This window comes from Lysinibacillus sp. G01H (assembly GCF_028872195.1).
Lineage (GTDB): Bacteria > Bacillota > Bacilli > Bacillales_A > Planococcaceae > Lysinibacillus > Lysinibacillus capsici.
The window spans coordinates 2,382,974-2,409,369 of record NZ_CP118397.1 but is presented as its reverse complement, the minus strand read 5'-3'; the positions used below and the strand labels follow the sequence as shown (position 1 = coordinate 2,409,369).

Here is a 26,396-nt window from a genome sequence, read left to right as displayed (position 1 = left end):
TCCTACAGCCATTTTACCTTTGGTTCGGTGCCGTTTTTAATACGAGCAATATTGGCACGGTGACGATAAATAATAAAGGTAAATAAAAAGGCTACCAAGATGCCTAATGCAAAGTCACCTGTTATAAAATAATAAACGATTGCATAGATAAGCGCTACTAAAGCGGCTATCATTGATGTTAAGCTGACGATTTTTGTGATTTTTAATGTCACAATAAAGGTAATAAATAGTAGGACAAAGAGTGGCCAAGAATAGCCTAATAATACACCCGCTGACGTTGCCACAGCTTTCCCACCACGGAAGTTGGCGAAGATCGGGAACATATGACCGATTACGGCGACAAGCCCCAGTAATAAAGGGTGGAGTGTAGTATCAGAGAAAACGGGAAGTGTCACGAGTAAGACAGCGGCAGTCCCTTTTAAGACATCCATTATCGTAACAATAATACCAGCCTTTTTCCCTAATGTTCTAAAAGTATTGGTTGCACCAAGATTACCGCTCCCGTGTTCACGAATATCGGTATTATAAAAAATTTTGCCTATCCATAATCCAGAAGGTATAGAGCCGATTAGATAAGCACATAAAATAATAAGTCCATTGATCATAGTTGGACTCCTTTCATTCATAGTCCATCACTTGGTACTAATAGTTTGTAACAAGTATTTTACACTTTTTCTTGCTAATCTACAATGTTAGAAGGAGATTTCATCCGAAGTCTTGAATCAATACAAAAGAGAATCTATTAGCGAGGACTTGGCTTTTAGACATAAATTTGTAGGAAGCGCTAAAACCTTTATAAAAATATAGGCAAAATGGCAATTTTGTCAATCGCTCATTCCTTTGGTAGAATAGAAGTCTAACTTTATCCTGTTTAATCGCAAGGCACGAGGTAGTGTGCTTCTATTTGCAAGCATCACAACTATATTTTGCAACTTAGTAGGCTTCAATGCGTCAAATGATGATGGAAGCTAGAAGCAGTTTGTCTTGCTCAAATACAAATTTTAAGCAACTGTTGAAGATGTTTACTATTGATAAAAATAATCAAAACTGTGAGCAAATTTTAAAATTTTATTGGACCTGTCGCTAGCTATTGACAGGAAATGCTATTATTATTAGGATGAGAACATAAATAGAACATGTGTTTGTTTTTTGGAGGGGAATTTTTTTGACGAATAAACAGTCACCTAGCGTCTATAATGATGACGCTATACAAGTATTAGAAGGATTAGAAGCGGTACGCAAACGACCTGGCATGTATATCGGTTCGACGGATGGCCGTGGACTTCATCACCTTGTGTATGAAATCGTAGATAATGCGGTAGATGAAGCACTGGCTGGCTTTGGATCTCATATTATTGTCACAATTCATAAAGATCAAAGTATGAGTGTGCGCGACTTTGGACGTGGGATGCCAACCGGTATGCATAAAATGGGCAAACCGACACCAGAAATTATTTTTACTGTGTTACACGCTGGTGGCAAATTTGGTCAAGGTGGCTATAAAACAAGTGGAGGTTTACATGGTGTTGGTTCTTCCGTTGTGAATGCGCTCTCAACATTTTTAGAGGTGACAATTCATCGCGATGGTAAAAAGTATCGTCAACGCTTTGAGCATGGAGGACAGCCTGTCACAACACTTGAAAATATTGGGCAGACCAAGCAGACAGGAACGCTTGTCCATTTCCTACCAGATGAAACAATTTTCTCTGTCACAAAATTCAATTATGATACGTTAGCAGAACGATTACGCGAATCAGCCTTTTTATTAAAGGGCTTAAAAATTGAATTAATTGATGAGCGCGAGGAGGGCAAGAGCGATGTGTTCTTTTATGAGAATGGCATCGAGGCTTTCGTTGCGTATTTGAATGAGGAAAAAGATGTCCTTCATCCAGTAAAATATGTAGAAGGCGTACAGGATGAAATCGAAGTAGAGTTCGCTTTCCAATATAACGATGGTTATTCAGAAACGATTTTATCATTCGTTAATAATGTCCGTACACGTGATGGTGGTACACATGAAACGGGTGCAAAGGCAGCATTGACACGTGTCTTTAATGAATATGCAAGAAAAATTGGCTTGTTAAAGGACAAGGATAAAAACCTTGAGGGGACAGATATTCGTGAGGGCTTAGCAGCGATCGTGTCTGTTCGTATTCCAGAGCATTTACTGCAATTTGAAGGACAAACAAAGGGCAAGCTTGGGACAAGTGAGGCTCGTTCTGCTGTGGATAGCGTAGTGTCTGAGCAAATTTTGTATGTGCTAGAGGAAAATGCAGAGTTATCAGCTTCTCTTGTTCGTAAAGCGATTCGAGCGCAGCAAGTGCGTGAAGCAGCTCGTAAAGCGCGTGAGGATGCACGAAATGGCAAGAAAAACAAAAAGGGTAGTACGATTCTATCTGGAAAATTAACGCCAGCTCAGTCACGTAATGCGGCAAAAAATGAGCTGTATTTAGTCGAGGGTGATTCTGCGGGTGGCTCTGCTAAACAAGGTCGTGACCGTACATTCCAAGCGATTCTGCCATTGCGCGGGAAAGTAATCAACACAGAAAAAGCAAAACTACAAGATATTATGAAAAACGAAGAAATTTCAACGATTATCCATGCGATTGGAGCAGGTGTTGGTACGGATTTTGCGGTGGAGGATTCTGCCTACGATAAAGTAGTCATCATGACCGATGCGGATACGGACGGGGCACATATTCAAGTCTTGCTATTAACATTCTTCTATCGTTATATGCGTCCACTTATTGAGTCTGGGAAGGTCTATATCGCACTACCGCCGCTTTATAAAGTCTCAAAAGGTACTGGAAAAAAAGAAATCATTGAATATGCTTGGACAGAAAGCGATTTACAAAAGGCCATCAAAAAGGTTGGCAAGGGTTACATATTACAGCGCTATAAAGGTCTTGGCGAGATGAATGCAGACCAACTATGGGACACAACGATGAACCCTGAAACACGGACATTGATTCGTGTCACAATCGAGGATGGTGCACGTGCGGAGAGACGTGTCACGACGTTAATGGGCGATAAGGTAGAACCACGTCGTAAATGGATCGAAGCCAATGTAGACTTCGGTATGGAGGATGATTCTAACATTCTAGAGAATGAATTCATCCAACAAGAGGAGGACCAGCATGAGTAGTACAGAAAAGTTCCAAGATTTACCGTTAGAAGAAGTGATGGGTGACCGTTTTGGTCGCTATAGTAAATATATTATTCAAGACCGCGCGTTGCCTGATGCACGTGACGGTCTTAAACCAGTACAGCGCCGTATTCTATATGCGATGTTTACGGAGGGCAACACACATGATAAACCGTTCCGTAAATCCGCAAAAACAGTGGGTAACGTAATTGGTAACTATCATCCGCACGGCGATAGCTCTGTGTATGAAGCGATGGTACGGATGAGTCAGGACTGGAAGGCACGTCATATGCTCATTGAGATGCACGGGAACAATGGGTCAGTCGATGGCGATCCTCCAGCTGCGATGCGTTATACAGAGGCAAGACTATCTGCTATTGCTGCTGAAATGCTACGAGATATTGGCAAGAAAACGGTCGAGTTTGTGCCAAACTTTGATGATCAGGATATGGAGCCAACTGTTTTACCAGCACGTTTTCCTAACCTTTTAGTCAACGGCTCTACAGGGATTTCCGCTGGCTATGCGACAGATATTCCGCCACATGCCTTAGATGAAGTACTGGATGCTGTGTTGATGCGCTTAGACAAGCCTAATGTTACTGTAGATGAATTGATGACAGTGATGAAAGGGCCTGATTTCCCAACGGGTGGCATCATTCAAGGTGTTGATGGCATTAAAAAGGCATACGAAACAGGTCGTGGTAAAATCATCGTCCGTGCACAAGCAGTTGTTGAACCAATCAAGGGTGGTAAAGAGCAAATTGTTATCACTGAGTTACCATATGATGTAAATAAAGCGAATCTTGTAAAAAAAATTGATGAGCAACGTGTAGATAAACGACTAGAAGGCATTGCGGAAATTCGTGATGAATCAGACCGTACAGGCTTACGAGTGGTAATTGAGCTGAAAAAGGATGTACCAGGACAAGGAATTTTACAGTACTTGTTTAAAACAACGGATTTACAGGTAGCTTATAATTTTAATATGATTGCCATTCATAATCGTCGTCCAACGATGATGACATTGCCATTATTGCTAGATGCGTATATTGCCCATCAAAAAGAAGTGGTAACAAACCGCTCCATTTATGATTTGCAAAAGGCAAAGGACCGTTCTCATATTGTAGATGGATTAATTAAAGCTCTTTCGATTTTAGATGAAGTCATTGCGACGATTCGTTCTTCTAATGATAAGAAGGATGCAAAGCTTAATTTACAAGAGAAGTTTGATTTTACAGAAGTACAGGCAGAGGCCATTGTAAGCCTGCAATTATACCGTTTAACGAATACGGATATTACAGAGCTTCGTCAGGAACAGGACGAGTTAGATAAGTTAATTGCCAAGCTAGAGGGGATTCTACAAAGTGAGGCTAAGCTTGTGCGTGTTATTAAACAAGAGCTGCTTGATATTAAGAAACGCTTTACAGAGCCTCGCCGCTCGAAGATTGAGCAAGAAATTGAAGAAATTAAAATTACATTGGATGTCCTTGTGCCAAGTGAGGAGGTTGTCGTAACAGTAACGAAGGATGGTTATATTAAACGCACATCCACACGTTCTCATGCCGCTTCAAATGGGCAAGATTTTGCCATGAAGGATTCAGATTATTTATTGTATGAAGCAAACTTAAATACACAGCACCATCTATTGCTGTTCACAAATCGAGGCAATTATATTTATCAGCCTGTTCATGAGCTGCCTGATATACGTTGGAAGGATCTCGGCCAGCATATTTCAAGTATTGTCCCAACAGGGGAAGATGAATCGATTATTGCGGTTTATGGCTTCGAAACATTTGAACAGCCAAATACGTATGTCTTCACAGCCACAAAAGATGGTCAAATTAAGCGCTCACCACTCGTAGACTATGCAGTGACACGTTATTCAAAGCCTATTAAAACGATGAACGTCAAGGCTGGTGATGCGATGATCTATGCATCGTTTGTAACAGATGACGTGGAGCTGATGCTCACAACGGATACAGCCTATGCAATTCGTTTCCCAATGGAGGAACTACCTGTGACAGGTGTGAAAACAGGCGGTGTGAAAGGGATCACACTAAAAGATGGAGAAGCCTTAGTTGGCGTCAATGTATTACAGCCTGATGTTACCCAATATGTAGTGATTGTGACACAGCGTGGGGCCGTGAAGAAAATGAATGTCGCTGAAGTTGAAGTAGCAGGTCGTGCAAAACGTGGACTAAAAGTATTAACAGAGTTAAAAGCAAACCCTCACCGAATTGTGGCAGTTGTTCAAGCAACAGACGGGGAGCAGGTTGTGATTGAAACTGAAAAAGGTGTTCAAGAGGTGATTGACGTGCAAGCATTGTCTCGTGCGGATCGCCATTCCAACGGTTCATTTAAAGTGGATATTGCAACAGATGGGGCAATCTCTCATGTTGTCACAGCCAAAAAAGAACAGAAACCAAGCTAAAAGAATGCCCAGTCTCTTAGGAGTGCTGGGCTTTAAGCTCATTTCAAAAATAGCACCTTGTCATTTAAGTGAAACTATGGGTATAATAATCATCGAAAAGTTCATAGCGAAAGAATGTAGGGGGGCTAGTAATTGCTAGCTGAGATTGTGTCCGATAGACGCTGACCCTTTGAACCTGATTTGGCTCGTACCAGCGTAGGGAACATCTATTCAAAAAAGCAAAGTTTTGAAGATTGATTGCGATACGTCTGGGAGGAATCCTAGGCGTTTTTTTATGTTTCAAGCAACAGCTTGCCAACATTGTATACGCTTTCTTCTGGTGACAACATTCATTCATGAACACTTTCATATTACAAACTGGGAGGCTTTCGCATGAAAAAATGGTTATTTATTCTAATGGTAGCACTATTAACATTAGCAGGCTGTAGTGACAAGGAGGATAAGCAGGCTGCTGACAAGCTGAAAAAGGTGTCTGTGGTACTGGATTGGACGCCGAATACAAATCATACAGGACTATATGTTGCAAAAAAACTCGGTTATTTTGAGGAACAGGGCTTAGATGTTGATATTATTATGCCTGGTGAGGCGGGCGCAGATCAGCTTGTTGCTTCTGGAAAGGCGGATTTTGGCGTGAGCTATCAGGAAGGCATAACACAGGCACGAGTACAGAATGTGCCGCTGGTCTCAATCGCAGCAATTATACAGCATAATACATCTGGCTTTGCTTCTATTGCTTCAAAGGGCATTACATCGCCAAAGGATTTTGAAGGTAAAACCTATGGTGGTTGGGGTGCGCCATTAGAGCAAGCCGTCTTACAATCACTAATGCAAAAAGAAAAGGCAGATATTAATAAGCTAGATATTGTCAATGCAGGGGATTTAGATTTCTTCACAATGATGGAAAAAGACATTGATTTTGCTTGGATTTATTATGCATGGACTGGTATTGAGGCTGAGCTGCGTGGGGAAAAGATTAATATGCTATATCTTACAGATTATAGTGATCAATTAGATTATTATACGCCCGTTTTAGCTACAAATGAAAAAATGATACAGGACAACCCCGATGTAGTCAAAGCCTTTGTGGCAGCGGCAGCGAAGGGCTATGAATACGCAATTGGAAACCCAAGTGAAGCGGCGGATATTTTAATCGAAGCGGCCCCTGATTTAGATAAAGCGTTAGTGCATAAAAGTCAGGAATGGCTGGCTGATAAATACCAGGATGATGCCAAGCAATGGGGAGAGCAAAAGCTTTCTGTGTGGGAAAATTATGCGAAATGGATGTCTAGCAATCAAGTACTAGAGGGCGAATTTGATGCGAAAAAAGCCTTTACTAATGAGTTCTTACCTAAAAAGGAGGCCAAATAAGATGGCAAATTCATTAATCAGTGTACAAATCATTCCGAAGACAGAGAAATATGAAGATGTGATACCGTATGTAGATGCAGCAATTGCGGTGATCGATGCTTCTGGGGTGAAATATGAGGTTCATCCATTGGAAACAACGATGGAGGGTGAGCTTTCAACATTGCTCCAAATCATTGAAAAAATGAATGAGAAGATGATCGAGCTTGGTGCCATCAATGTCATTACACAAGTGAAAATTTTATATCAGCCAACGGGGATTACGATGGATACATTAACGGAGAAATATCAGTAATGAAACATGCATTACACAAAGGAAGGACGATAATTTTTATCGCCTTCCTCTTATTCATATGGGAACTAATCGTGAGGTTCGCTGAAGTTCCTCATTGGTTATTACCCGCACCCAGTAGTATTTTGTCGGAGTCCATCCAGTCGTATCAAACCTTTCTACCACATGCATTTGCTACGGTACAGCTAGCTCTACTAGGTTTGGCCATTGGCATCGCTTGTGGGCTAACGGTGGCAGTAGTGTTGCATCGATTTAATTTTATTCGAGAACTGTTTTATCCAATTCTTATTATGTCGCAGAATGTTCCTATTCTAGTCTTGGCACCGCTACTTATTATTTGGTTTGGCTTTGGCTTATTACCGAAGCTTATCATTATCTGTCTTGTGTGCTTTTTCCCGATTGTCATTGCAGCGATGGATGGATTTAGACAAACAGCTCCAGCATTAAAGCATTATTTTGCCATGGTTGGTGCTACAAAGGCACAAACCTTTTGGAAGCTGGAATGGCCTTATGCCTATCCTGCGATTTTTTCAGGCATTAAAATTGCGGCTACATATAGTGTGATGGGGGCTGTGATTGCGGAGTGGCTTGGAGCAAAAAAGGGTATTGGTGTTTACATGACCCTAGCCCAGTCCTCCTTCCGTACAGATCGCGTATTTGTAGCAATTTTTGCGATTGTTCTCTTGAGCTTACTATTGTTTAGCGGTATTCGTTTAATTGAAAAATTTATGGTGAAGGGAAGAGGCTATCATGCTCAGCATTCAAAACATCGCTAAATCCTTCGATGCACTAAAAGTACTTGATCAACTTTCTTTTGACGTAAAGGATGGCGAGTTTGTGGCCATTGTTGGTCCTTCAGGCAGTGGTAAGAGCACACTTTTTCAATTAATTGGTGGTGTTTCGCCAATTGATCAAGGAGCCATTTTACTAAATGGAGAGGATATCCAACGAAAAAAAGGAACGATTGGCTATATGCCACAGCAGCCATGTCTATTACCCTGGCGCACAATAGTAGAAAATGTCACGCTTATAGAGGAATTACAGCATAAACCGAATGTTGAACGTGCCAAGGAATGGTTAGAAAAGGTTGGTCTTGCCTCCTTTATCCATGCCTACCCGAACGAACTGTCTGGAGGTATGCAGCAGCGTGTGTCCTTTATTCGAGCAATGGTCAGTGAAAAGCCGATTTTATGCTTAGACGAACCATTTTCTGCGTTGGATGAATTTACTCGACTGGAAATGCAAGCATGGCTTTTATCTATCTGGGAAGAGTATCGCAAATCCATTCTATTTGTTACACATAGTATTGAGGAAGCTCTCTTTTTAGCAGATCGCATACTTGTTTTAACCAAACGTCCAGCAACCGTTAAAAAGGAAATCATCGTGCCATTTGAGAGACCTCGGAAAGAGGAAATTCGACATTCTGCAGCATTCACAGCGTTAAAGCAACAATTATTTATGTATTTACAGGAGGAAAAGGGTGATATGTATGTTGATTGATGCGCATATTCATTTGGATCAGTACACCGATGAGGAAATTCCCTCCTTATTAGAAGAGGTGAAAGCTGTAATTGCGGTTAGTATGCAACTTTCCTCTTGTGAAAGAACGTGGCGTTTATCGAATAGCTATCAGCAAGTAAAGGCTGCTTTTGGCTTTCATCCTGAACAGCCTTTACTAAGTCCAAATGATGAGGCAGCATTATTCGATTGGATTCGTTCGCATCAGGATGACATGGTTGCTATTGGTGAGGTGGGTCTACCTTATTATTTAAGACAAGAGCAAGGGATTGATGAACGTCCCTATGTGGCGTTATTAGAGCGTTTTGTTGTATTGGCGAAGGAACTGAACATGCCAATTGTGTTACACGCAGTATATGAGGACGCCCATGTTGTGTGTGATTTGCTGGAAAAGCATCAGCTTCACGAAGCCCATTTTCATTGGTTTAAAGGGGATGAAGCTATTGTGAAGCGCATGATAGAGCGTGGTTATTTTATTTCCATAACCCCAGATTGCTTGTATGAAGAGGAAATTCAACAGCTAATTGATGCGTATCCGATTGATTTGATGATGGTAGAAACGGATGGTCCTTGGCCGTTTGAGGGACCGTTTACGAAGAAGCGTACATCTCCCTGGATGATGCACTCAACGATTGAGGTGATTGCCTCCATCAAAGGGCTATCAACACAGGAAGCGGCCAAAATTATTACGCAAAACACGAAAACATTTTATCGGCTTTAATAGGACAAAGCAGTATAGGTACGAGTTATTCGTCCTTATACTGCTTTTTATATTTCGTATAATCATGCGCTAATTTTTCGTTTTTTGTTTTCGTTAGACGTTCATGTGTACTAAAAGAGATAGATTGTCGATTTTTTTCAACATCTTTACCAACGGTGCGTTTAATGTGCATCCGCTTCTTTTTAGCTTTAGATTGTGACATGAGCATCGCCTCCAATTCATTTTTAATTCTATAGTAGCGAAAAGGGAAGAAAAAGTAAAACCTCGTAAGCAAGATACTTACGAGGCTGTCGAGTGTATTAGTGAGATACGTCCTGTACAGAAATACCTGTGTTTGCTTTAACGTCAACTTCACGATACTTCGCATCATCTGTTTCTTTAGAAATTAATGTGCCGATGAAACCACCAAGGAAACCAAGTGGTACAGAGATTATGGCTGGGTTCGTTAACATAATTAATGGATCACCAACGAAAATTGCCTTACCTTCAACTGGATTCCAAACGTTTGGAGACATAGCAACTAATACTAATGCAGAGATTAAACCTGTTAACATCGCAGTAACAGCACCTGTTGTATTGAAGCGTTTCCAATAAATTGTGTAAATAATAACTGGAAGGTTAGCAGAACCTGCAATACAGAATGCTAAAGATACTAAGAATGCCACGTTTAATGTTTGTGCACCAAGTGCTAATAGGATAGAAATAACAGCGATTGTAATCGAACCGATACGAGCTGCAAGAACTTGCTCTTTTTCTGTAATTTTACCCTTTTTAATAATTTGTCCATAAATATCATGAGATAGGGCAGATGCACCAGATAGTACAAGACCTGCTACTACCGCTAAAATTGTTGCGAATGCTACTGCACAAACGAATGAGAATAGAATGTCGCCACCAAGTGCTTCTGCAAGAAGTGGGGCAGCCATGTTACCAGCAGCGTTTGCTGCGATAATATCTTCTTTCCCAACGAATGCTGCTGCACCGAAGCCTAAGAAAATTGTTAGAACGTAGAAGATACCTACGATCCAAGTAGCCCAAATAACAGATGAACGAGCTGTTTTCGCGTCTTTTACTGTGAAGAAACGCATTAAGATATGTGGAAGACCCGCAGTACCTAATACTAACGCAATTAACATAGAGATTGTATCAAGTCCATTTGTATATTTAAGACCTGGGTTTAAATAAGCAGCGCCACTGTCAGTAACCGTTGTCATTTCTTTAAACATTGTAGAGATACTGAAGCCGAACTCTTTTAATACTAAGAACGAAATAATAACTGTACCCAACATTAAAAGACAAGCTTTAATAATTTGTACCCAAGATGTTGCAGTCATACCACCGAATAGTACGTAAGTTGTCATCATGAATCCTACGATTAATACGGCGATCCAATAGTCGATTCCTAAAAGTAATTGAATAAGTGCTCCTGCACCAACTAGTTGTGCAATCATGTAGAATAAAACAATTGTAATAGTGCTTAAAGCAGCTGTTCCACGAACTTTGGCGTTATCAAAACGCGCTGTAATCATGTCAGCTAATGTAAATTTCCCAAGGTTACGTAATGGCTCAGCAACGATATATAATACCACTAAGTAAGCTACTAAATAACCAATAGAGAAGAAGAATCCATCAAATCCAAATAATGCTACAGCACCAGCGATACCCAAGAAGGATGCTGCTGATAAATAGTCACCTGCGATAGCTAGTCCATTTTGCCAGCCTGTTAAGCCACCACCAGCAGTGTAGAAATCACTTGCTGAAGATGTACGTTTAGATGCCCACCATGTAATAACTAATGTTAAACCAACAATGCCTACGAAGAAGAATATTGCTGTAAAACTCATTCCGTTACTCATCGGCGGCCACCTCCGTTCTCGTATTCAGCGATAATCGCTTTTGCTTCTCTATCGAAGCTGTTTGCTTTTGCTACATATAAATGACATAACCCCCATGTCATGATGAAGAGACCTGCTGCATAGATCCACACCCAAGTAATTTCCCCAAATGCCTTTTGGTGTAGAATTGTCGTGTACGATGTCAGAATTGGTAACAACATGTATGCCGATAAAAATATGGCAGTTATAGACCAAAGAAAAGAGTTCTTTCTTCGTACAAGAGACTTAAATGATTCCTGATTTGCAATTGAATCATAGTCAATCACGATACCTTTTTTTGCTTGATTGTTCGCCATTAACATTCCCCATTTTGTGTATATTTTTTCTACCTCAAGACTTGATTTTGCTAGTTTAGTGAATTCACATTTTCATTTTATGAAACAGTTCACAAAATTGCAATACATTTCAGAAAAATTATGTAAAAAAAATTTTTCAGAAAATACTCCTAAGTGAGAAAAAATGGCGCAAAGCCAAGAATATAAAGGGTTTTAGAAAATTCAGATAAATAAATGAAGTGAAGAGAAATCTAGATTCTTGACAAAAAACCAAGGGTAAATTTACAAAAAAATCTTGTTTTTTCAATTGAAAATAAACACTATTTACCTAGTGAAAATTGGATTTTTTCTGTTTTTTGGAAGTAAAATAATATTGTTCGATAAATAAATTGGTAGATATTGAATAACAAAAAAGGCGAAAAACTCGACCAAAAATCGAATTTTTTGCCTATTTTTTTGCATTTTTTGAATTAGGATTCATTATGCAGGAGGTGTATAAATATTAATGTGAAATATCAGAGACAGACACACCTGTATTTGCTTTCACACGAATTTCTTTATAAATACGTTCTGCTTCTTCCTGTGGTACTTTGTTAGATGAAAGGACAGTACCTAGGTATCCAGCAATAAAGCCTAATGGAATTGTAATAATCGCTGGAACAGCAAGTGGCACAAGTGGTTGTCCAACAAAGATTGCTGCACCTTCAACAGGGCTCCACACATTTGGTCCCATTGCTCCTAAAATTAAACATGATACTAGCCCCGTTACCATCGCAGTTACAGCACCTGTAGAATTAAATTTCTTCCAATAGATTGTATAAAGGATCACAGGTAGGTTTGCTGATGCACCGATACAAAAGGCGAATGACACTAGGAATGAAACGTTTAAGTTTTGTGCAAACAGAGCAAGAATAATAGACACGATCGCAATGGAGATAGAGCCTGTACGAGCTGCTACTACCTGTTGCTTCTCTGTTAATTTACCACCCTTAATGATTTCTCCATAAATATCGTGAGAAATGGCAGAAGCTCCTGTTAGTACTAAACCAGAAACCACAGCTAAAATAGTCGCAAATGCCACTGCGCCGATAAACGCCATCAATACATCTCCACCTAAGTAATGCGCAAGAAGCGGAGCAGCTGTATTACCAGCCTTACTTTCAGCAAGAATTTGATCTAAACCTACAAAGTTTAATGCACCGAACCCTAAGAAAATTGTTAATGAGAAGAAAATGGCTGTAATCCAAGTTGTCCAAGAAATAGAGGCACGTGCTGTCTTTGCATCCTTTACTGTAAAGAAACGCATTAAAATATGTGGTAAACCAGATGTTCCTAAAACTAAAGCCATCATCATCGAAACCGAGTCGATTGTGCTTGTATACTTAATTCCAGGTACAAGGAACTTTTCGCCATGATCTACTGCAATCGTGTCGAACATCTTCATAAGAGAGAAGTCAAATTTCATTAGCACTAAAACCGCTAATAGACCTGTCCCGAATAATAATAGACTTGCTTTAATAATTTGCACCCAAGAAGTCGCTGTCATACCACCAAACAATACATAAGTTGTCATCATAACACCGACAATTAAAACGGCAATCCAATACTCAATACCGAATAATAGCTTAATCAATGCACCAGCACCAACTAGCTGTGCAATCATATAAAGAATTACGATAATAATGGTACCAGACGCTGCCACACCACGAATTCGTTTTTCATTGAAACGAGCCGTTAACATATCTGCTAACGTGTAGCGGCCTAAGTTTCGCATTGGCTCAGCAATGACATAAAGCAGTACTAAATTCGCTACTACATAGCCTACAGAGAAGAAGAAACCATCAAAGCCAGTTAAGGCAATTGCACCAGACACCCCAAGAAAGGCTGCTGCAGATAAATAGTCACCAGCAATCGCAAAGCCGTTTTGCCACCCCTTTAAACCACCGCCAGCAGTGTAAAAATCAGCTGCAGAAGATGTACGCTTTGCTGCAATATAGGTAACAACAAGTGTTAAGCCAACAATAGCTAAAAAGAAACCTATGGATACGATGTTCATTTATTTTCCACCTTTCGCCTGATACTCTGCAAGAACAGCAGCTGCAGCTTTATCGAATGAAGCAGCTTTTTTTACATATACTGTACAAAGCACAATGGTCATGATAAATAGTCCTGCAGAATAAACCCATACACCCGTTATATTTCCGAAGAATTTTTGTTGTAGTACAGGCTGGAAAGCAAGAATCGGTAGCAGGATATAAAGAATTAAAAACACTGCTGTAATCGAGAAAAGAAAGGTATTTTTCTTTTTTACAAAGCTATTAAACGATTCCATTGCTTCAATTGCATGATAATCAATTGATTGGGCCTGTTTTTTGCTTGAAACATTCGCCATTATTATTCCCCCTAAAGTTATATATTTCTGTTTTAAACGACATATTTCTTTTTCGTTCGTCGTTATATTCACTTATTTTATGGGGGAGATTCCTATAATGCAATACTAAATTTTGAGTTTTTATAATTTTTAGTCACTTCTGTTTTGAGGAAATAACATAGAAATATTAAGGATTTATTAGAAAAATTCTGTTTAAAAGAGCGTGTGGTTTTCTGATGAAATAATATTGTTAAAATAGTTTGTTGTTGATAAAAATGAATGTAGGAGAAAATACAAACATAAAAGAGAATTTTCTGTATTTTATTATTCTGCTATTAAATTCCAGAGTAGCTAGTTAAGTAGAAATAATTTGTTATATAACAATAATCTGAGATTTTGGGAAATAACGAAAATGATAAAAAAAAGCTATGAAAAAATTTTTAAAAAGGATGTGTCATTTGGAAGAATTAGTGAGGCGGAATTCCAGAATCAGTTAATGTTCACATGTTATACAAATAGCCATCTGGGTGTAAGTCCATTATCTTGTGTTTAGCTTCTATAATTAATAAAATAAGGTGATGAAATGAAGGGAAGTGGGCACCACTAATGACAAAGAAAAGTATATTGCTAGTTTTAGTTCTAGCATTTAGTAGCATTCTAGCTGCTTGCGGTAGTTACAAGTTTGAACCAACATTAAATCTCGAGGTTCAAGATTTCACAGTAACGAATCAAAAAAATGAACAAGTGACCCTAGATGATCTTAAAGGTAAGCCTTGGTTAGCCATGTTTATTTTTACAAACTGTACGACAATCTGTCCACCCATGACATTTAATATGACAGAAGTTCAACAAGCACTACAGGATGAAGGCCTTGAAGATTATCAAATTGTGGCATTTAGCGTGGATCCAGAAGTGGATAAGCCTGATGTATTAACAAATTACTTAAATACGTATAATGTTGTAGATGAAAGCAAATGGCAGCTACTAACGGGCTATCAACAAAAATTTATTGAACAATTTGCACGTAAATCATTTAATTCCTTAGTTAAAAACGATCCTAACTCAGACCAAGTCATACATATGTCGAGCTATTATTTAGTAAACGCAGAAGGCACAGTTGTAAAAGACTATGATGGCGCGACAAACGTACCAGTTGAAACAATCGTTGGAGATATGAAGGCTCTTATTAAGGAGAGCAAATAACACAGAAGTCCATGTGACTTCTGTGTTTTTTTATTGAAAGAGGGGAAAGTAGGGTGTACGCCTTTAAAAATCATTCGTCTCGATTTACTTTCCCAATATTGCAGCAAATACAGCAATATTATATCGTTATATGCATCAATGGTTCATTAACTTAAACTATTCAACTGATTAGTAAGAGGAGGGATTTAAATGAATAAACAGGACCAGCTTAACTTGATTAAGGACGACTTTATAAATTCTCAAAAGGTACTATTAGCAATTGGTGATGAAACCAGACAAGCCATTTTAATGGTTTTAATGGGCACAGATTGTCAAACGGGATTGCGTGTAGGAGAAATCACGGAACAAACACATCTTTCTCGACCAGCTGTGTCACATCATCTTAAAATTTTGCGAGATGCTGGTGTTATTTTAATGCGCAAAGAAGGTACAAAAAACTTTTACTATATAGATATACGGACAAAACTAGGTTCGTTAAAAAATCTTGTTTGGGATATTGAGACGTTGTTAACGGAATTTTATTGACAATATAATAGATTATCTGGAGGAAAAAACAATGAGAGCAATGGTGATCGATCAATATGGCAAAGCCCCAATGCGCTTGGCAGAAGTGCCTACACCTGAAATAAATGAATATGAGGTGCTTGCTGAAATCCATGCAGCAAGTATTAATCCAATTGATTTTAAAATCCGTGATGGGAAAGTGAAGCTGTTAATCCAATATAAAATGCCACTGATCCTTGGAAATGATTTTTCAGGGGTCGTCGTAAAGGTTGGCGAAAAAGTGACGCGATTTAAAGTAGGAGATGAAATTTATGCACGTCCAAGGAAAAGTAAAATTGGTACTTTTGCGGAATATATCTCGATTCATGAAGATGACATAGCCCTAAAACCTAAAAATTTGAGCTTTGAGGAAGCCGCATCAATCCCACTGGTTGGCTTAACGTCATACCAAGCTTTACATGACATCATGCAATTACAAAAAGGTCAAAAGATTTTAATTCATGCTGGTTCTGGTGGTGTAGGTACCTTTGCTATTCAACTAGCAAAGGTAATGGGCGCCACAGTTGCAACAACAGCTAGCGAAGCTGGTGCAAACTTAGTTACATCTTTGGGTGCAGATAAAGTGATTAATTATAAGAAAGAAAGCTTTGAAGCTATACTGAAAAATTATGATGCCGTCTTTGATACGCTCGGAGGAAAGACCTTAGAAAAATCTTTCGAGATTATCAAGAATGGTGGGAAAATTGTATCCGTATCAGGTTGGCCGAATGCTCGTTTCGCCAAAGAATATGGTTCAGGATTTTACAAAACATTGTTATTTTCAGCAGCCAGTCATAAATTGACCTCACTTGAAAAGAAATATCATGCTCAATATTCCTTCTTATTTATGAAACCTAGTGGCGAGCAATTACGCATAATCGCCGATTTAATTGAAGCTGGTAAAATCAAACCAGTCATTGATAGAACTTTTTCATTTGAAGATGCTCAAAAGGCGATGGAATATGCGGAGTCAGGTAGAGCAAAAGGGAAGATCATCGTAAAAATGAAATAGCCTTTATGTTGTATTTTAGCAAGGTTTAAGTGAAAAGTTCGTAATAACCACAAACCTCCAATAAAATAAGAGGCTTCTGCTTTTGAAGGATAGATGTAGTCCAATAGTGAAATGAGCGAAGGTTCACCACTTGCGTTCTTTGAAGGCAAATATAGCAAAGTTAGTCAGCCGATAAGCTTATAATTACCTATCTCCTAAAAAATAGAACCATCGTTTGAGCATTATTTGTTCGAACGGTGGTTTTGTCTTTGTTTTAAGTGGAAAATGGATTGCTTAATTGCTGTAGTTATGGACGTTTTTATTCAATCCAAAGGTTGATAAAATCACATCATACTACAAGTAGGAGTGATAACAATGGATAAGGTACGTTATAAAGTAAGAGAAGTGTTGGACAAGAACAAAATTGATGCATTTTTGCAGCAAGCTCGCATTGGGCATTTGGGTATGGTTGATGGTCATCTGCCATATGTTGTCCCCCTTAATTTTGTGTGGACAAATGGAGTGCTTTATTTCCATGGAGCCACTGGCGGTAGACGAAATCAAGTGATGGAAGAGAATCCAGAGGTTTGCTTTACGGTTTGTGATGAATATGGAACCATTACAAATCCAGTACCTGCAAAGACGGACACCGCTTATATGAGTGTCATGGTTTTTGGCAAGGCTCAGCCTATTTTCGATTTGGATGAAGCGACACACATGTTGCAAGAAATGATAAATAAATATGTACCTGGTTACTATAATCGCCCATTATCCCAGCAACACGTGGACAAATATCGATCAGCCGTTTTCGGAGGGCCTGTTCAAGTTTACCGTATTGATCCTCAACATATTACCGCGAAAGAAAATCCAATTGCCTTAGGGGAGATGTTCAATATTGAGAAAATCCCACATACATAGTATTGGTTTTCAGAAATTAGTACATCAAATCCCTGCAAGCACCACTAACTCTAGTCAGATATGTAGCTTTGGAATAAAGATGGATTAACAAATAGCCCTTAATCCTTATCTAATAGCAAATAGCAACATCAAAACCTCCATTTTGAAAAATTGATCAAAATGGAGTTACTCTCTTTAAATAAGTATGAGATTTTTATAAAAAAGTTTGATCATTTTTCAGCTATGTTGTTCCACAATTGCGCCCTATTATTGAATAAGCTATTGCATGATGTCCTCATATTGTTCTGTAGTTTTTGGATTAGTAAACTCGCTATGCAAATCTAAATTAATAATCGAAACCGTAATTATATGTTAAGATTGACTTATATAAAATAAAAGGAATGATCTGATGAAAAAAGCAGTCAAATTAGCTTCCTAAAATTATCTAGATTTTAAATTTTAGGAGGCTTTATAAGATGAGATTCAATAAAATTGATATTAATAATTGGGAACGAAAAGAAATTTTCAATCATTTTTTAAATCAACAAACGAGCTTTAGCATCACCAGAACTATTGATATTACCAAACTTTATAAAATTACAAAAGATAAGGGATATAAATTCTATCCTGTATTCATCTTTTTAATTACTCATGTAGCAAATTCAAATAAACATTTTAGAATGAACTTTAATTCTGCTGGAGAGTTTGGATACTGGGATAAGGTAGTCCCAATGTATACTATCTTTGATAAGAAATCAGAGTTATTTTCAGCCATTTATACAAATACAGATGAAGGTTTTAAAAAGTTTTATGAGAACTATATTTCTGATACTGAGAAGTTCAATGGTATAGGAAAGCTTTTTCCTAAAACACCAATCCCTGAAAATGTCGTCAATATTTCTATGATTCCATGGACTTCTTTTACTGGTTTTAACTTAAACGTGAATAATAGCCCAAATTATTGTTTGCCGATAATCACTGCAGGTAGGTTTATCAATAAAACTAGTAATATTTATTTACCTTTATCCTTGCAGGTTCATCATTCTGTCTGCGATGGTTACCATGCAGCACTATTTATGGATAGATTTCAGACTCTTGTAGAAAATAAATTAGAGTTTCTTGTATAAATTAAACACGAAACACTGACTAATTTCTTTTAGTTGGTGTTTTTTACTAACCTGCTCCTAAAACAAGGTAGTATATGTGCCTTATTTTGTATTCCTTGTATCAGATTATTGTCTATATGCTTTCCTCCTATGTCCCCTCAAGTTACTGAACAATTTCTTTCAAGTATGCAAAACCGCTTTTAAAGATGTTAACTAAAAAGACACAAATCCTTTTATAAGAATTGCGCCCGATTGTAGAAGGTTGTGATTCAACTTAAGCCCTCGTTACTTCCATATAACAAATTACTAAATGTCAGTTGATAGTTTTGAGCATATTTATTCCCGCTATTTCAAATCCGAGTTCCTCATATAGTTTCCTAGCCCCTTCATTACTTCCAAAAACATGAAGTTTGAAGTAATAAATTCCTTCCTGTTCTAACCACTCCTCAATATTTTTCATCACTCTAGTCCCGAAACCTTTACCTCTGTATTCTTCAAAAATAAAAATCTCATAAAGAAATGCACTTTTTTTTTCCTTTTCAACCTTTATCCAAACAAATCCAATTAACGAATCATCTTCATATATATTATATAAATGATGATTAGAGGTTTCTATTCCTTGAGGAAGTAGATTATATAACTGTTTACGTGCTTTTGAAAGAGGATCTTCGCTACTTACCTCATGGACATATTCTGATTGAACTTTGCTATATCTCTCTACCTTATCTTCTAAATAAATTGTAAATTCTTTTTCTGACATTTTCTTTAAGACAATATTCATTTTAATCTCCTATTTTGAATGACTTGTAAAAAAATTGATACACTGAACTGTTCAGTAAATTTATGTGAACTTTCTACAAATATATCTATATTTTAACATTCATACTAATTTATTTGTGTAGTATTACTCCACAATCTGGCTCTTTACTGATAACGAGCACTGATTCTTATTACAGAATCGCGCCCGATTGCTGAATATCAAGTCGGTGATTTGTCTTTTGCTTGTTAAAGTAAGCACGCCGTTAGTTAAAGAAGATTTATAATTAAAATAAGTGTTTTTGAATAGATAAGGTGCTTTCTCCATCAAATTCGATGGCAGATGATCCATTTGAAAAAATGAACTATTTATAATGCTAAATTGTTACTTGTGTAGAAAACGGAAAAGGAGGTGGGAATATGGAACAAATTAGCGATGAAAAGGTCTTGTTTCAAACATATTATAAGGACGTCTTCAGAGCTTGCTATTACATGCTTCAAAATAAATACGATGCAGAGGACCTTTGTCAGGATGTATTTGCAAAAGCTTTGAGTGAAGATTTCCAATCTATACAAAATCAAAAATCTTGGTTACTTAGTATTTCTATGAATATGTCTCGAAATTATTTAAAAAAAATGAAAAGACTGCTATTAAAAGAAAATTTTGAATTCCTATCATTGAGACGAGTTGACAAATCCCAAAATATTGAGCGTACAATACAGCTCAATGAAAATAAAAGTGAGTTAGTCGACTTAATGAACAAATTGCCTGTTCGTATACGGAAGGTAATGATATTGAAATATGTGCATGACTGTAAAGATAGAGAAATCGCTGACATTCTAAAAATCCCTGAGGGAACGGTTAAATCGAGGCTTTTTAAAGGTAAAAAATTAACGAAAGAGTTTATCCAAGTAGATGAAAATTTGTTATTTGAATGGAGGGATCATCGTGAATAATATGGACGATTTAATAAAAGAAAAAGTGAAGTACGATCAAGTAGATTATCCTAATGAGAATGAAATGTGGAGTAAAATCATCCGTAAACAACAAAATCAAAATTATAAAACTAAAAAACATAGCTATAAAACACAAGTTATATTAACCGCCATTATGTTCACAATTGTTTTATCAGCCACACCTGTATTTGCTAAATATACAACAGAAATCTTGGATTGGATGCGAAATATGAATAGAACAGGCGTTATTACTTCTTTAGAAAATGGCTTTGGACAGGAAGTCAATAAAACTGTAGAAAACGAAGCTGGCGTATTAAATATCCATAATGTAATTTCAGATCAAAATGGTACTACTATTAACTTTAGCTTAGATATTGATCATGATTATCCAATCGATGCAGCAGATTTCGAACAAGCATCACTCAAAATAAATGACGGAAAAGAAATAAAGTTGGAGGCTAACGCAGTATATAATCAGGAAACGGATCAATTAGTAGGGATTCTACATACAGATGAGGGAATCCCGCACAACAGCAATGTTACACTTCAACTTGGAGGTGTAAAGGAGACACAGTTGAAAAGTGTAGAGTTAAAAGATGTGGTTCAATCGAACGCATTCCCTGAAAAGATTACTATTAATCAAGATGGAATATCACATATAGAATTCACTTCAAATGGATATCAAAACGGGCAATATACATTGGATTATCTTATCGATCTGGAAGAGTCCAATAACATAGAAAACGCATATTTATCTTATAAAATTCAAGGTGAAAACATTGCGAGTTTTGGCGTTACTCATAAACGTCCAAAACCAAATGTCATTAAAAGTAGTGATTCACTAGAGATTCAAAAAGAAGTGGTAGAAAAATTAGGGGTATTTTTAAGTTATACTGATACAGTAAGTTATAAACCAGATACGTGGAGCCTGGATTTCCAATACAATCAGGATCTTGCTAAGAAATCTACATTTGTTATGGATATAGACGAAACAATTGAGATAGGCTCTCAGCAGCTTCAATTTAACGAGCTTGTTATTACACCGAGTGAGGTAAAGCTTTATTTTGAAGAAAAATATATAGATTCTAATTCTAATATAGCTCATTTCAACTATCGTCAGTTTAAATTACGAATTGGTGAACAGGAATTATCGGGAAATAATTTTAAAGATTATATTTCTTTTGAAACAATGGGGATGATAAAGGATATTACGAATAAAGAAATTTCTCTTACTTTAAATGATGCGAAGATTTCTTATGAAGCTGGAAAGCAAGACAAAGTAGAGCTAAGAAATATTTCTGAAGTTCCAAAGACTATAAATGCAGAATTAAACGGGTATCCAATTGATATTACCTACTATACGAAAGGTAATGATTTAATTGTTGAATCAGAAAGTAAGAACGAGCAATTTGGAGGTATCACACAAAATGTTATTTATGAGAATGGCAAAAGAATCTTTGCTGAAACTCGTTCTAATGACGGAGTGTTAAGAACACACAAACAAGTAGAAACATTTAAAAATATAAAAGAAAAAGATATTACATTAAACTTCTTCCTTTATACTGTCAATGAGGATCGAGCTAAAACTATTGTTTTACAGTAAATCGTTTGCAGTATAACTTCTTTCAGCAAATATTTTATGTAACGTAAGTGAAACGGCAGTGACAAATGTTTTATGTAACGTAAGTGAAACGGCAGTGACAAATGTTTTATGTAAGTCTTTTCGTAGCGACAGTACACAACTGCTTGGTGTTTTATGGCAGATTAGGGAGATGCTCTAAGTCATCTAAAGGTAACGCTATTTTAAGGCACATGATAATAAAAGAATAATTCATTTGATTATAAAAAAAGCGTGTTTTGATTAATTCAAAATACGCTTTACTATTTCTTTGGTTGTTGTACATCTGCATCTAATTGAGGAATTTTTCTCTTTAATTTGACTGTTCAACAAACCATCAGAATAGGTGCATTTGTTGTAATCAATATTCAGCTAGGATTAACTAAAAACGAGACAAATAAAAACACCTTTCGTTATAAAAAGGTATTGAATAATCAATGAGGATGTATCTATAGGGACAAAAGTATGATTCAAACTATATGGCCCTTTCATGGAAAAGACGCATTCTTAATTAAAGAATTGCGCCCGATTGTGGAAGAAAGAAATACTCTACAAATTAGGTTTTCTTATCTTCAGTGCCCTATTTTAAAATTGTCTCGGCTGGGGTAAATGCTTCCCATTGATTATATTTCGTTATTATTGATGAAATAAACCAATACTCTTTAAATGGTTCTAAATTCTTCTCCACGATTATAATCTTCTCTCCACCACCAAAGTCTCCATATGATGCCCATAAATCGTATTTAACGGTGTACTGCATTTTTGATTGGCTGAGCTTTTCTACTTTAGGAAAACGAAAGTTACTAACCGAAGGACTTGACTGACCTGTTATCCAGTGAGTTTGCTCGAATTTACTCCTTGACTGCTTTCGAAGCGCAGGGGACAACATCGCATATTGAACAGCACCACTTCGATTAATTACTCCTGATATCCACAATTCTACAGCTTGTTTTGGTTCGGTTACCATCAAACCAGTCATAAAAGACATTAACTAGCTTTCTAAAGGGGTGAGTGGTTTGCCTTCATTAATCTTTTCCTCAAAGGAAGGGGGAGTATCGTTCGATTTTGCATTTACTGTTCCATAATACAAACCACAAATTAGTATACTAAATAAAACCAAAAGAAAAGGTTTACTTTTATTCACTTCCGTCACCTTAAATTATATTTGGGTTTAGTATATCCAGTTCAATTACAACAATCCCCATTCAAGTAAACGGCCCTTTTCATGGTAAAGCACAATTCTTGCTTCAGAATTGCGCCCGATTTCGGTATAAAAAATTTTATCTATTGTTGATATTACAATAGTTTTCACTTATCCATGAACGCAACTTATCTGCATAGAATGGGCGTTCATCTGGTTCAGAGTAATAACCTTTGGTTAGGTATAGGTTATCGTTTTCATATCTTGGATAGACGTGGAGATGATAATGCCACACATCTTGATTTCCAGCAGGTTCATTATGTTGTCGAGTAGAAACTCCATCACAACCATATGTATTTTTCATGGCAAACGCTGTCAATTGAGAAGCACGATGAATTTCAGCAGCTACTTCTGCTGGAAGCTCATATATATTCTCGAAGTGTTCGTTAGGAACAACGAGAACATGCCCCATGTTATTAGGCCACCACTTGCTTGCTATAAACGCTGTTACATATTTATTCTGATAAATAATGTCTCTTTGTTTAGTTCCCTTATTTGGTTTTTCTTTACCTGATACTACTCGACAAAATGGGCATTCGTACGCTTCTGGTTTATGTGAATATAATTCCATATCTCGTTATCACTCTCCTTAGTTTTGAAAACTCTGTTCCTTTTACTATCCTTTAAAACTTATAATAATCATCTCAAATATCCATTATTTCTACAATCAGTTATTCAGCAAAATAGCCCTTAAACTGAAAAAGACACATTTCTTTATTAAAGAAATGCGCCCTTTAATTGAATAACTAAACTTCATTTTGTAGCTTTTAAGTGTGTTTTTAAACTTTCATGTATGCGCGATTTATCCTCACCAACTGTATTAAGGCAGTTAAATTTTTAAATGACTCAAAGGTTTTTTCTTAACAAAATTATTTTCAATAGATTGAAGAACTTCTTCATTACCAGGTAAACTTACAATTTCTTTTGCTTTTTCAAAAGGAATCCATTGATATTCACTATGTTCGTCGTTTAAAAAGACAGATTGCTCTTCGTGAACAAAACCTACAAACACTGGTGCAATGTAAATGTAATTTTCTTGCGGAGAAAAAATTTGGTCAAATTGATTAGAAGAATACAATTCGAGTTCTGTGATACCTGTTTCTTCTGCAATTTCTCTATAAACAGCTTCTATTGCCGTTTCCCCATCTTCAATACCGCCTCCTATATAGCACCAAATATTATTTAAATTAAGAGATGTTCTTTTTAGTAGTAAAACATGATATGTGTTATTTATTTCTTTTAATAATACAGCAGCGATACCTGTGGACTTAATAGGAATAACATTCATCGTTTACACCTACTTTCATATTTTAGTTTCAAAAATTTTTATTAATTAGACATTATTAAATAAAAAAGTTCCAAAAGCGTTGTTGGGGACTTTATTTTGCTTACCGTTGTAAATCCAAATGAACAACAATCAGAGTAATTATTTTTTATTTTTTAGTTCTAAAAGTATAGGTGCTATATTTAGTAAGATAGAAACAATTGTCAGAAACCAAAACGTCTTATTCATATTAGGTATTTCCCTTAAAGCCGACCAATCTTCACCTTTTATCCAATTAGATACAAGGCTATGTTCTGCACAGAGTGTCAATGCTGTAAATGATAACCCCATTGCCATTGCCAATTTATAATCTTTACCTGTCCCATACATAAAAAGATTTATACAAGTAGCTACTATAGCAATAAGACCTAATATTAACCACATAATGACACCTCCCTTTTTCAATATAGACATAAATTGTAATTAAATTGTTCCCAAACCCTCGTTTGGTAATTTTTAATAAAAAGTTGTTATTCCACAATATGGCCCTTTTCATGAAGAAAGACGCTTTCCTAATTTCAGAAGAGTGCCCGATTGTTGAAGATCGTTTTTGAACTAAAGCACCTGGTTAGTTCAATAAGAAAAAAAGAGCTGCATACGCAACTCAATTATTTTTAACAAATTCTTAATATATATTTACCCCTAGAATATATGTCAATTCATTCATATATTTGTTATTTATAGTTTTCAAGATAGTTTCCTTTTTCAAAAATTTCTTTTGCACTTAAGGCAGTCCATTCCTCTAGAGTTTTATCAGGATTTAAGTCAAGATAGGATTTAACCATCTTGTAGCCTTCACTATAGCCGTAAGATATCGGCAACCCTTTTCCGCCATTTAAAATTTCTAAACTACGATTACTGTCATAATTTTTTAAATCAGGTTTAACTTTAGACCACAAAACCTTGTTGTAAGTCAAGTAAATCGGAGTATAGTCGTAGTCAGGATATACAGATTTTTCAAACATGACCGCTTTTCCTTCAAAAACCATATTATCCAAAACAGAAAACCTGTCCCCATTGGCATGCTTTTCCGCCCAAACACTGTGATGGTATTCGTGGGCAACGATTGACTTTAAAGCATCCCCCAAAACATTTAGATTAAGTGGGATAATAATTTTGCCCGCCCCTACTGCGAATGCCCTCCTATTATTGGTAGAGGAAGGGAATACACAAACTGCTACATCACTTTGAGAGGGTAGGAGGTCAGCTGATTTCAAAAGGGATTCTTGTATAAGTTGATTGATTTCTGCTTTACGAGTCTCCATTTTTTCACTTACCACTTCTATTTCTGTTAACCCATTAGGAATCGTATTAAGAAGGTTTTCTGCCATATGAAGGTATTCTCCATTTTCAAAACAATCTTGATATATGGGTTGAATAATCTCATTATTATACAGTTCTAAGGTTTCCGAGGTTGAAAGATTCGGATTATCTTTGACCTTTTCAATATACGGATAAAACAGTTGATTGGCATAAATGATTTTGTATTTTTGTTTGGTTTGAGGGTGCTCAAATGAGAACATCATTTCTTTGTCAAGTGTTTTTTGCTCTTTTTCTGTTTGTGTACAAGAAGTAAGGGTTAGACATGAAATTATTAGAATAAACACAACAACAATGTTTAGATATTTTTTCAAAAAAAACCTCCTTATGTAAAAAAGACTATTTGTAAATAATATTACCATATTTTAGTCTATTTTCGTCTATTAATTCTTGAACTAAACTGCCCCGTTAGTTTAAGTGAAAAGCTTCAAAATCTTTTACTCAATAATTCAACAATAATGTCCACT

General features: G+C 36.8%; 26 protein-coding genes and 1 riboswitch. Of the genes, 14 read left to right on the top strand and 12 right to left on the bottom strand.

Going from position 1 to position 26,396, the window contains the following annotated elements:
- Positions 1-2: 2 nt before the first annotated feature.
- A complete protein-coding gene (plsY, locus tag PSR12_RS12195) occupies positions 3-605 on the bottom strand; it encodes a glycerol-3-phosphate 1-O-acyltransferase PlsY (RefSeq protein ID WP_221682864.1) in 603 nt (200 codons plus the stop codon).
- Positions 606-1,165: 560 nt separating this feature from the next.
- On the opposite strand from plsY, the gene parE reads away from it, so the two are divergent.
- The 7 genes from parE (at position 1,166) to PSR12_RS12160 (ending at position 9,472) form a co-directional block, all read left to right on the top strand.
- Entirely contained in the window at positions 1,166-3,145 is a 1,980-nt protein-coding gene (parE, locus tag PSR12_RS12190; RefSeq protein ID WP_274769055.1) for a DNA topoisomerase IV subunit B, read from the top strand.
- Positions 3,138-5,576, top strand: coding sequence for a DNA topoisomerase IV subunit A (gene parC / locus PSR12_RS12185; protein ID WP_221682863.1), 2,439 nt, complete (start codon positions 3,138-3,140; stop codon positions 5,574-5,576). Before parE ends, parC begins: the two co-directional genes overlap by 8 nt.
- Before the next feature lie 108 nt (positions 5,577-5,684).
- A riboswitch (TPP riboswitch) is annotated at positions 5,685-5,795 on the top strand.
- 153 nt (positions 5,796-5,948) lie between these two features.
- The gene (locus PSR12_RS12180) at positions 5,949-6,944 is read left to right on the top strand and encodes an ABC transporter substrate-binding protein (protein WP_274769052.1); all 996 of its coding nucleotides are present in this window, start codon (positions 5,949-5,951) and stop codon (positions 6,942-6,944) included.
- Position 6,945: 1 nt separating this feature from the next.
- The gene (locus PSR12_RS12175) at positions 6,946-7,236 is read left to right on the top strand and encodes a thiamine-binding protein (protein WP_004227928.1); all 291 of its coding nucleotides are present in this window, start codon (positions 6,946-6,948) and stop codon (positions 7,234-7,236) included.
- On the top strand, positions 7,236-8,009 hold the full coding sequence (locus PSR12_RS12170; RefSeq protein ID WP_221682861.1) for an ABC transporter permease: 774 nt from the start codon (positions 7,236-7,238) through the stop codon (positions 8,007-8,009). Before PSR12_RS12175 ends, PSR12_RS12170 begins: the two co-directional genes overlap by 1 nt.
- Positions 7,984-8,733, top strand: a complete 750-nt coding sequence (locus PSR12_RS12165) for an ABC transporter ATP-binding protein (RefSeq protein ID WP_274769048.1) — start codon at positions 7,984-7,986, stop codon at positions 8,731-8,733. Before PSR12_RS12170 ends, PSR12_RS12165 begins: the two co-directional genes overlap by 26 nt.
- Positions 8,723-9,472 (top strand): TatD family hydrolase, encoded by a 750-nt coding sequence (locus PSR12_RS12160; RefSeq protein ID WP_274773478.1) that lies wholly within the window; start codon positions 8,723-8,725, stop codon positions 9,470-9,472. The genes PSR12_RS12165 and PSR12_RS12160 overlap by 11 nt, the downstream gene beginning before the upstream one ends.
- A gap of 25 nt (positions 9,473-9,497) precedes the next feature.
- Here the strand turns inward: PSR12_RS12160 and PSR12_RS12155 are convergent, their stop codons facing one another.
- The 5 genes from PSR12_RS12155 to PSR12_RS12135 form a co-directional block, all read right to left on the bottom strand.
- On the bottom strand, positions 9,498-9,674 hold the full coding sequence (locus PSR12_RS12155) for a hypothetical protein (protein WP_221682859.1): 177 nt from the start codon (positions 9,672-9,674) through the stop codon (positions 9,498-9,500).
- Positions 9,675-9,771: 97 nt separating this feature from the next.
- Positions 9,772-11,316: a solute symporter family protein gene (locus PSR12_RS12150; protein WP_221682965.1), complete on the bottom strand. Its 1,545-nt coding sequence runs from the start codon at positions 11,314-11,316 to the stop codon at positions 9,772-9,774.
- A gap of 8 nt (positions 11,317-11,324) precedes the next feature.
- Positions 11,325-11,663: a DUF485 domain-containing protein gene (locus PSR12_RS12145; RefSeq protein WP_004227943.1), complete on the bottom strand. Its 339-nt coding sequence runs from the start codon at positions 11,661-11,663 to the stop codon at positions 11,325-11,327.
- Between the two features lie 481 nt (positions 11,664-12,144).
- Positions 12,145-13,698: a solute symporter family protein gene (locus tag PSR12_RS12140; RefSeq protein WP_004227944.1), complete on the bottom strand. Its 1,554-nt coding sequence runs from the start codon at positions 13,696-13,698 to the stop codon at positions 12,145-12,147.
- Positions 13,699-14,034, bottom strand: coding sequence for a DUF485 domain-containing protein (locus PSR12_RS12135; RefSeq protein WP_004227946.1), 336 nt, complete (start codon positions 14,032-14,034; stop codon positions 13,699-13,701).
- Positions 14,035-14,619: 585 nt separating this feature from the next.
- Between PSR12_RS12135 and PSR12_RS12130 the strand changes: the two genes are divergently transcribed.
- The 5 genes from PSR12_RS12130 to catA all read left to right on the top strand — a co-directional run bounded on the left by PSR12_RS12130 (position 14,620) and on the right by catA (position 18,774).
- Entirely contained in the window at positions 14,620-15,216 is a 597-nt protein-coding gene (locus PSR12_RS12130) for an SCO family protein (protein WP_221682858.1), read from the top strand.
- 189 nt (positions 15,217-15,405) lie between these two features.
- Positions 15,406-15,741, top strand: coding sequence for an ArsR/SmtB family transcription factor (locus PSR12_RS12125; protein ID WP_274769043.1), 336 nt, complete (start codon positions 15,406-15,408; stop codon positions 15,739-15,741).
- Positions 15,742-15,772: 31 nt separating this feature from the next.
- Positions 15,773-16,771, top strand: a complete 999-nt coding sequence (locus tag PSR12_RS12120; RefSeq protein WP_221682856.1) for an NADP-dependent oxidoreductase — start codon at positions 15,773-15,775, stop codon at positions 16,769-16,771.
- A gap of 354 nt (positions 16,772-17,125) precedes the next feature.
- On the top strand, positions 17,126-17,668 hold the full coding sequence (locus PSR12_RS12115; RefSeq protein WP_004227952.1) for a pyridoxamine 5'-phosphate oxidase family protein: 543 nt from the start codon (positions 17,126-17,128) through the stop codon (positions 17,666-17,668).
- A gap of 455 nt (positions 17,669-18,123) precedes the next feature.
- On the top strand, positions 18,124-18,774 hold the full coding sequence (gene catA, locus PSR12_RS12110; protein WP_221680405.1) for a type A chloramphenicol O-acetyltransferase: 651 nt from the start codon (positions 18,124-18,126) through the stop codon (positions 18,772-18,774).
- 292 nt (positions 18,775-19,066) lie between these two features.
- On the opposite strand, the gene PSR12_RS12105 is transcribed toward catA, so the two are convergent.
- Complete coding sequence (locus PSR12_RS12105) at positions 19,067-19,534, bottom strand: GNAT family N-acetyltransferase (RefSeq protein WP_274769040.1); 468 nt, start codon at positions 19,532-19,534, stop codon at positions 19,067-19,069.
- Between the two features lie 395 nt (positions 19,535-19,929).
- Here PSR12_RS12105 and PSR12_RS12100 point away from each other — a divergent pair, with 395 nt between their 5' ends.
- Together PSR12_RS12100 and PSR12_RS12095 are read left to right on the top strand one after the other, a co-directional pair.
- On the top strand, positions 19,930-20,466 hold the full coding sequence (locus PSR12_RS12100; protein WP_274769039.1) for an RNA polymerase sigma factor: 537 nt from the start codon (positions 19,930-19,932) through the stop codon (positions 20,464-20,466).
- A gap of 1 nt (position 20,467) precedes the next feature.
- On the top strand, positions 20,468-22,069 hold the full coding sequence (locus PSR12_RS12095; protein WP_274773476.1) for a DUF4179 domain-containing protein: 1,602 nt from the start codon (positions 20,468-20,470) through the stop codon (positions 22,067-22,069).
- A 595-nt stretch (positions 22,070-22,664) separates the two neighbouring features.
- Here PSR12_RS12095 and PSR12_RS12090 read toward each other — a convergent pair.
- From PSR12_RS12090 to PSR12_RS12070, 5 genes are all read right to left on the bottom strand, one after another.
- Positions 22,665-23,072 (bottom strand): hypothetical protein, encoded by a 408-nt coding sequence (locus tag PSR12_RS12090; RefSeq protein WP_221683337.1) that lies wholly within the window; start codon positions 23,070-23,072, stop codon positions 22,665-22,667.
- Positions 23,073-23,364: 292 nt separating this feature from the next.
- Positions 23,365-23,856, bottom strand: coding sequence for an HIT family protein (locus PSR12_RS12085; RefSeq protein ID WP_221683336.1), 492 nt, complete (start codon positions 23,854-23,856; stop codon positions 23,365-23,367).
- A 258-nt stretch (positions 23,857-24,114) separates the two neighbouring features.
- Entirely contained in the window at positions 24,115-24,573 is a 459-nt protein-coding gene (locus PSR12_RS12080; protein WP_221683335.1) for an NUDIX hydrolase, read from the bottom strand.
- Positions 24,574-24,711: 138 nt separating this feature from the next.
- Complete coding sequence (locus tag PSR12_RS12075; protein WP_274769035.1) at positions 24,712-24,993, bottom strand: hypothetical protein; 282 nt, start codon at positions 24,991-24,993, stop codon at positions 24,712-24,714.
- A 290-nt stretch (positions 24,994-25,283) separates the two neighbouring features.
- Positions 25,284-26,243: a DUF2268 domain-containing putative Zn-dependent protease gene (locus PSR12_RS12070; RefSeq protein WP_221683333.1), complete on the bottom strand. Its 960-nt coding sequence runs from the start codon at positions 26,241-26,243 to the stop codon at positions 25,284-25,286.
- Positions 26,244-26,396: the final 153 nt, after the last annotated feature.

Bases quoted from the DNA above. Each gene is read 5' to 3' on its own strand.
- PSR12_RS12090 (WP_221683337.1), bottom strand. From the start codon at position 23,072: ATGTCTTTTATGACTGGTTTGATGGTAACCGAACCAAAACAAGCTGTA.
- PSR12_RS12150 (WP_221682965.1), bottom strand. From the start codon at position 11,316: ATGAGTTTTACAGCAATATTCTTCTTCGTAGGCATTGTTGGTTTAACA.
- PSR12_RS12115 (WP_004227952.1), top strand. From the start codon at position 17,126: ATGGATAAGGTACGTTATAAAGTAAGAGAAGTGTTGGACAAGAACAAA.
- PSR12_RS12120 (WP_221682856.1), top strand. From the start codon at position 15,773: ATGAGAGCAATGGTGATCGATCAATATGGCAAAGCCCCAATGCGCTTG.
- PSR12_RS12145 (WP_004227943.1), bottom strand. From the start codon at position 11,663: ATGGCGAACAATCAAGCAAAAAAAGGTATCGTGATTGACTATGATTCA.
- PSR12_RS12080 (WP_221683335.1), bottom strand. From the start codon at position 24,573: ATGAATGTTATTCCTATTAAGTCCACAGGTATCGCTGCTGTATTATTA.
- PSR12_RS12140 (WP_004227944.1), bottom strand. From the start codon at position 13,698: ATGAACATCGTATCCATAGGTTTCTTTTTAGCTATTGTTGGCTTAACA.
- PSR12_RS12075 (WP_274769035.1), bottom strand. From the start codon at position 24,993: ATGTGGTTAATATTAGGTCTTATTGCTATAGTAGCTACTTGTATAAAT.
- PSR12_RS12135 (WP_004227946.1), bottom strand. From the start codon at position 14,034: ATGGCGAATGTTTCAAGCAAAAAACAGGCCCAATCAATTGATTATCAT.
- plsY (WP_221682864.1), bottom strand. From the start codon at position 605: ATGATCAATGGACTTATTATTTTATGTGCTTATCTAATCGGCTCTATA.
- PSR12_RS12130 (WP_221682858.1), top strand. From the start codon at position 14,620: ATGACAAAGAAAAGTATATTGCTAGTTTTAGTTCTAGCATTTAGTAGC.
- PSR12_RS12085 (WP_221683336.1), bottom strand. From the start codon at position 23,856: ATGGAATTATATTCACATAAACCAGAAGCGTACGAATGCCCATTTTGT.
- PSR12_RS12155 (WP_221682859.1), bottom strand. From the start codon at position 9,674: ATGTCACAATCTAAAGCTAAAAAGAAGCGGATGCACATTAAACGCACC.
- PSR12_RS12180 (WP_274769052.1), top strand. From the start codon at position 5,949: ATGAAAAAATGGTTATTTATTCTAATGGTAGCACTATTAACATTAGCA.
- PSR12_RS12105 (WP_274769040.1), bottom strand. From the start codon at position 19,534: ATGAATATTGTCTTAAAGAAAATGTCAGAAAAAGAATTTACAATTTAT.
- parC (WP_221682863.1), top strand. From the start codon at position 3,138: ATGAGTAGTACAGAAAAGTTCCAAGATTTACCGTTAGAAGAAGTGATG.
- PSR12_RS12125 (WP_274769043.1), top strand. From the start codon at position 15,406: ATGAATAAACAGGACCAGCTTAACTTGATTAAGGACGACTTTATAAAT.
- PSR12_RS12170 (WP_221682861.1), top strand. From the start codon at position 7,236: ATGAAACATGCATTACACAAAGGAAGGACGATAATTTTTATCGCCTTC.
- catA (WP_221680405.1), top strand. From the start codon at position 18,124: ATGAGATTCAATAAAATTGATATTAATAATTGGGAACGAAAAGAAATT.
- PSR12_RS12165 (WP_274769048.1), top strand. From the start codon at position 7,984: ATGCTCAGCATTCAAAACATCGCTAAATCCTTCGATGCACTAAAAGTA.
- PSR12_RS12100 (WP_274769039.1), top strand. From the start codon at position 19,930: ATGGAACAAATTAGCGATGAAAAGGTCTTGTTTCAAACATATTATAAG.
- PSR12_RS12095 (WP_274773476.1), top strand. From the start codon at position 20,468: ATGGACGATTTAATAAAAGAAAAAGTGAAGTACGATCAAGTAGATTAT.
- PSR12_RS12175 (WP_004227928.1), top strand. From the start codon at position 6,946: ATGGCAAATTCATTAATCAGTGTACAAATCATTCCGAAGACAGAGAAA.
- PSR12_RS12160 (WP_274773478.1), top strand. From the start codon at position 8,723: ATGTTGATTGATGCGCATATTCATTTGGATCAGTACACCGATGAGGAA.